Below are 4,038 nucleotides of genomic sequence, written 5' to 3'. Positions count from 1 at the left end.
GGCATCAACATTATCACCAATGTTACCGGGAAAGGCATTGAGCAAACCCCAGAGGGTCTAAAGGTCGCCTTCACCGAAAAAGGCAAAGACGCGGATACAACCCTCACCGCAGATCAAGTTCTAGTCGCCATTGGTCGCGCACCTTTGTTAGGAAAACTTGGTTTGGAGAATGCGGGCGTTAAGGTTGTTAATTGTGAAGACGAAGATTTACCCAGGTTGCACGGGTACAGCGTCAACTGTGCCATCGAAGTCGATGAGTACAGCCGCACCAACCAGCCGAATATTTTCGCTGTAGGCGATTGCACCAACCGGATCAATTTAACGCCTGTCGCCATTGGCGAAGGTCGCGCTTTTGCCGATACTGAATTTGGCAACAATCGCCGGGTATTCAATCACGAAAATGTTGCCTCCGCCGTATTCACCCAGCCAGAAGCCGCTACGGTGGGAATGAGCGAAGCCGATGCCCGCAAAAAGTTGGGCGATGACAACGTGCAAATCTATCGCGCCCGGTTCCGTCCTCTGTTCCACAGTCTCACCGGCGCGGATGAGAAAGTCATGGTCAAGTTAGTGATTGACAAAAGTACTGACCGCGTGCTAGGCGCTCACATGGTGGGTGAGTATTCAGCTGAGGTGATTCAAGGAATCGCGATCGCAGTCAATATGGGAGCCACCAAAAAAGACTTCGACGCCACCGTTGGCATTCATCCTTCCACCGCCGAAGAGTTCGTCACTCTGCGGTAAATTACGCTGACTTCTCATTTTTACCCGCGCCTAAAGCCTTTTTAGGGCGGGTTTTTGAGCAGCCGCTTGGCATCCTCCAAGCGAAGATCCTGGTTAGGAAAAGTAGCGCGATCGCTCTTTTCTCCCATTCCCTCGACAGATGCGATCGCTCTTTCTCTAGTCATTAGACTTCTTGCAAAAGTCCCAGAGGCGTGAGACAAGTAGGCTAGAGTTAGGTAGCATGTATCGCCTACGAACAAGTAAAAAGCCTGAAGTCAGAAAAGTTTAAACGCTTGTGTGGTGTACGTCGGGAGACTTTTAATCAAATGCTAGAGGTTGTGCGGTCGCACAGCGAGGCAAAACAAAAAACAGGACGGCTTGGCTTGCGTAAGCTCAGCTTGGAAGACCAATTATTGATGACATTAGAATATTAGAGAGAATACCGAACGTACTTTCATATTGGTCAATCGTGGGGAGTAAACGAGTCTACAGCTTACAGAATTATCCGAAAAATAGAAGATATATTGACTCAAGGCAGGGCTTTCACTCTTCCAGAAAAGAAAAAACTGAAAAATTCTGATTATCAGTTACAGGTCGTCATAGTGGATATTACAGAAAGCCCGATTGAACGACCTAAAAAAACAAAAACAATTCTACAGTGGAAAAAAGAAACAACATACACTCAAGTCGCAAGTAGTGGTAGACCAAGCAAATGGTAAAATCATCTGCACCGCTCACGGTAAGGGCAGAGAACATGATTTTTGTACATGATTTTCGTATATTTAAAAACAGTAAAATTAGGGTGAGAAAAGATATAGAGTGCTTGGGAGATAAAGGTTATCAAGGAATTCAGAAACTGCATGAGAATAGTCGGATTCCCAGAAAAAAGCCTAAAGGAGGGAAATTAAGTGATGAAGACAGAAAGAGGAATCAAGAATTAGCCAGGATTAGAGTTTTAGGTGAGCATATCAATAGGAAACTTAAGGTTTTTAAGATTTTGTAGCTTCCTTATAGAAATCGTCGAAAAAGATTTAGTTTAAGGTTTAATCTGATTGCCCCTCTCTATAATTACGAGCTTTTTCTCCCAACAGTTAAATCTTCCGGAGCGACTTTTGCAAGAGGTCTATTGAAGTCAATGGTTAAGAAGATATGAAACGTAAAAAAGCACTTTTCGTAGTCATGCTCATAGCTTCTATTGCCTTTTTAGGTTCTATATTTCTTCGGACAAGCCAATTCAGCGTAACAAACGATATACAGAATTTAGATGCTAGCTATCATGTGCTATTAACCGTGAAGGCTCTAACTGAAACTCCTTGGTCGATTCATCATGGTCTTCCAATTGTCAGTTTAGGAGAACTATCCGATAAGTATATTCCTTGGGGGGCAGCAGTTCCGGACTCTCAAGGTAATTACTACTACACATCTTTTGGGTCATTGGGATTTCTTGGGCCTTATATGTTATTTCAAGCCAGTGGAGCCTCCTTATCTTTATTCAATCTGATGCAGTTTAATCTAGGTATTCACTACTTAGGTACAGTTCTTTTAATCTTGCTCATCTGGAACTCTCTATCACCTCTAATTTCCTCAACTTTGAGGTTAAGTGTTTCCACCTTGTTTGCCGCACTGCTATATCTATTCAGTCTTGAGTCATTATATTCTCATGGCGTTATTTATTGGCATCACTCTCTATGGAATATTGTGTGGCTAGGCCAACTTCTATGCCTGCAAAGGCTCATCTTTATGCAGATGGTTCAGACAGAAAACAAACCTTTAAGGCACAGCGTCCGAAGTCTTTATTTGTGTCTGGCTTTCATAAGTCCAATGTTGGAATGGACAGGTTTTATCGGGAATATATCTTTGGCATTTTTGCCGGTTTTTCTTTCCTTGAAGAATCAAAAGATCAATAAAAAACCGAGGTTTTTAAGTAAAGAAATTTTGCTTTCAACCTTTTCATCAGTAGTATTTATCTTTTGGCATTATGCTTCTGTTGTCGGAACGAAAAGTTTCATGGAGGCTCTTCAGGCCCGTTTTTTTGCTCGAAGTCTTCTTGATACCAAAGCTATCTTTGAGGCATTACTATTTGGGTATTTCCAGTCATTTGGCGGATTAACTTTGCTGATTTTTGCTATATCTTTTATTTTCATTATTTGGAAAATTTTCAGTCAATGGAGCCAAGAATGGTATATTTTCAGCTTAATTCTATTCCCTTCAATCCTGGTTGTGGTAGAAAACATTATTATGCTTCAACATGCATCTATCTATCACTTTGATCGATTAAAAGCGATTATTCCTATAATCTTATTGATTTCGGGATTTATAGGATTAGTGCCCATTACAGCAGCAAGATTTGTTTCTAGTATTTTAGTAATATCACTAGCTCTCAATATTCATGGATTTCAGTCAAGAATCAGAGAGAGTGATATTAGTTATATATTTAAGGATAACGAGACAGTATTGAAGAAACTAGAGAATAAAGTTCAACCATGCGCTTTATGGGCAACGCAAAGTGCAGTGCGGGGTTGGGTCAATTTTACCCTAGATCGTGGTGTTCATGAAGGCATTCCTAATGCTCAAGCTCTGATCAATTTAGTTGATGCTAAACAGGCTTGCCAAGGCGTTCTCTTGACTGGTAGCCTTCTAAGGAACAGTGGGATTTATCACTTTCAGTCAGCTCATATTTATCAGCCGCTTGAACAAAAAATTTATACGCTTGAACCGTTGGGTATATGGTCAACAACTTCTAGTGAAGCTGATTTCTATCTCTCTGATCAAAACTGGGAGCGAGGCATTGCACGGAATTTTGCTGGTTTTTTCGTTCCTAATCGAAAGGATACTGTTCAGCAATTCATTCCAGGCAGATTAGTAGTATTCAAAAATGGAGAAACCAGAAAGATTCTGTCAATAAGCCCTAGTGGGATATATCTAAATGTTGTTGTAGACGGAAAAGTTCTTTCTCCTGATCAAGTGGGCTTACCAAGTGAGTTTACTGTAATCGATATAGCGAAGTGAATTGGCTTGATCAATATGATTTCCTTTTGCAAGAGGTTTATTCCCTCGATAGATGCGCTGCTTGCCTTTGAACCTTTTCCCCAGATGCCCAGTCTAAAGCATTAGAAATCCAACAGTGGTAAGAGAGAGCCAATCGGTGCCAGCTGTACCAATCAATGCGCTAATGGGCGATCAACCCAAAGAAAAACCCGATCTCGACACCGATGCTTACCTGGTAAAACGGTGTCAAGAAGGCAACAAGCAGAGCTTTCGGCAACTCTACCAGCGCCATCAGCAGCGCGTCAGATCAACTCTTTACCAACTCTGCGG

At 41.8% G+C, this 4,038-nt stretch carries 3 protein-coding genes and 2 pseudogenes; 4 read left to right on the top strand and 1 reads right to left on the bottom strand.

The annotated features are described in order from the left end of the window. On the top strand, positions 1-741 hold a 741-nt coding region (locus H6F50_RS24895), incomplete at its 5' end, for an FAD-dependent oxidoreductase (RefSeq protein ID WP_190430747.1). Positions 742-782: 41 nt separating this feature from the next. Here the strand turns inward: H6F50_RS24895 and H6F50_RS27815 are convergent. Then, the gene (locus H6F50_RS27815) at positions 783-905 is read right to left on the bottom strand and encodes a hypothetical protein (RefSeq protein ID WP_277879381.1); all 123 of its coding nucleotides are present in this window, start codon (positions 903-905) and stop codon (positions 783-785) included. A 60-nt stretch (positions 906-965) separates the two neighbouring features. Between H6F50_RS27815 and H6F50_RS24890 the strand changes: the two are divergent. The 3 genes and pseudogenes from H6F50_RS24890 to H6F50_RS28115 all read left to right on the top strand — a co-directional run. Then, a pseudogene (locus H6F50_RS24890) lies at positions 966-1,873 on the top strand (IS5 family transposase). Then, entirely contained in the window at positions 1,870-3,729 is a 1,860-nt protein-coding gene (locus H6F50_RS24885; RefSeq protein ID WP_190430746.1) for a hypothetical protein, read from the top strand. The pseudogene H6F50_RS24890 and the gene H6F50_RS24885 overlap by 4 nt, the downstream one beginning before the upstream one ends. A 163-nt stretch (positions 3,730-3,892) precedes the next feature. Continuing rightward, a pseudogene (locus H6F50_RS28115) lies at positions 3,893-4,038 on the top strand (RNA polymerase subunit sigma); the annotation flags it as partial.

Source organism: Coleofasciculus sp. FACHB-712, assembly GCF_014695635.1.
Taxonomy (GTDB): Bacteria; Cyanobacteriota; Cyanobacteriia; order Cyanobacteriales; family FACHB-T130; genus FACHB-T130.
The sequence above is the reverse complement of the archived record's forward strand: the minus strand, read 5'-3'. Positions and strand labels throughout refer to the sequence as shown.

Bases quoted from the DNA above. Each gene is read 5' to 3' on its own strand.
- H6F50_RS24885 (WP_190430746.1), top strand. From the start codon at position 1,870: ATGAAACGTAAAAAAGCACTTTTCGTAGTCATGCTCATAGCTTCTATT.
- H6F50_RS27815 (WP_277879381.1), bottom strand. From the start codon at position 905: ATGACTAGAGAAAGAGCGATCGCATCTGTCGAGGGAATGGGAGAAAAG.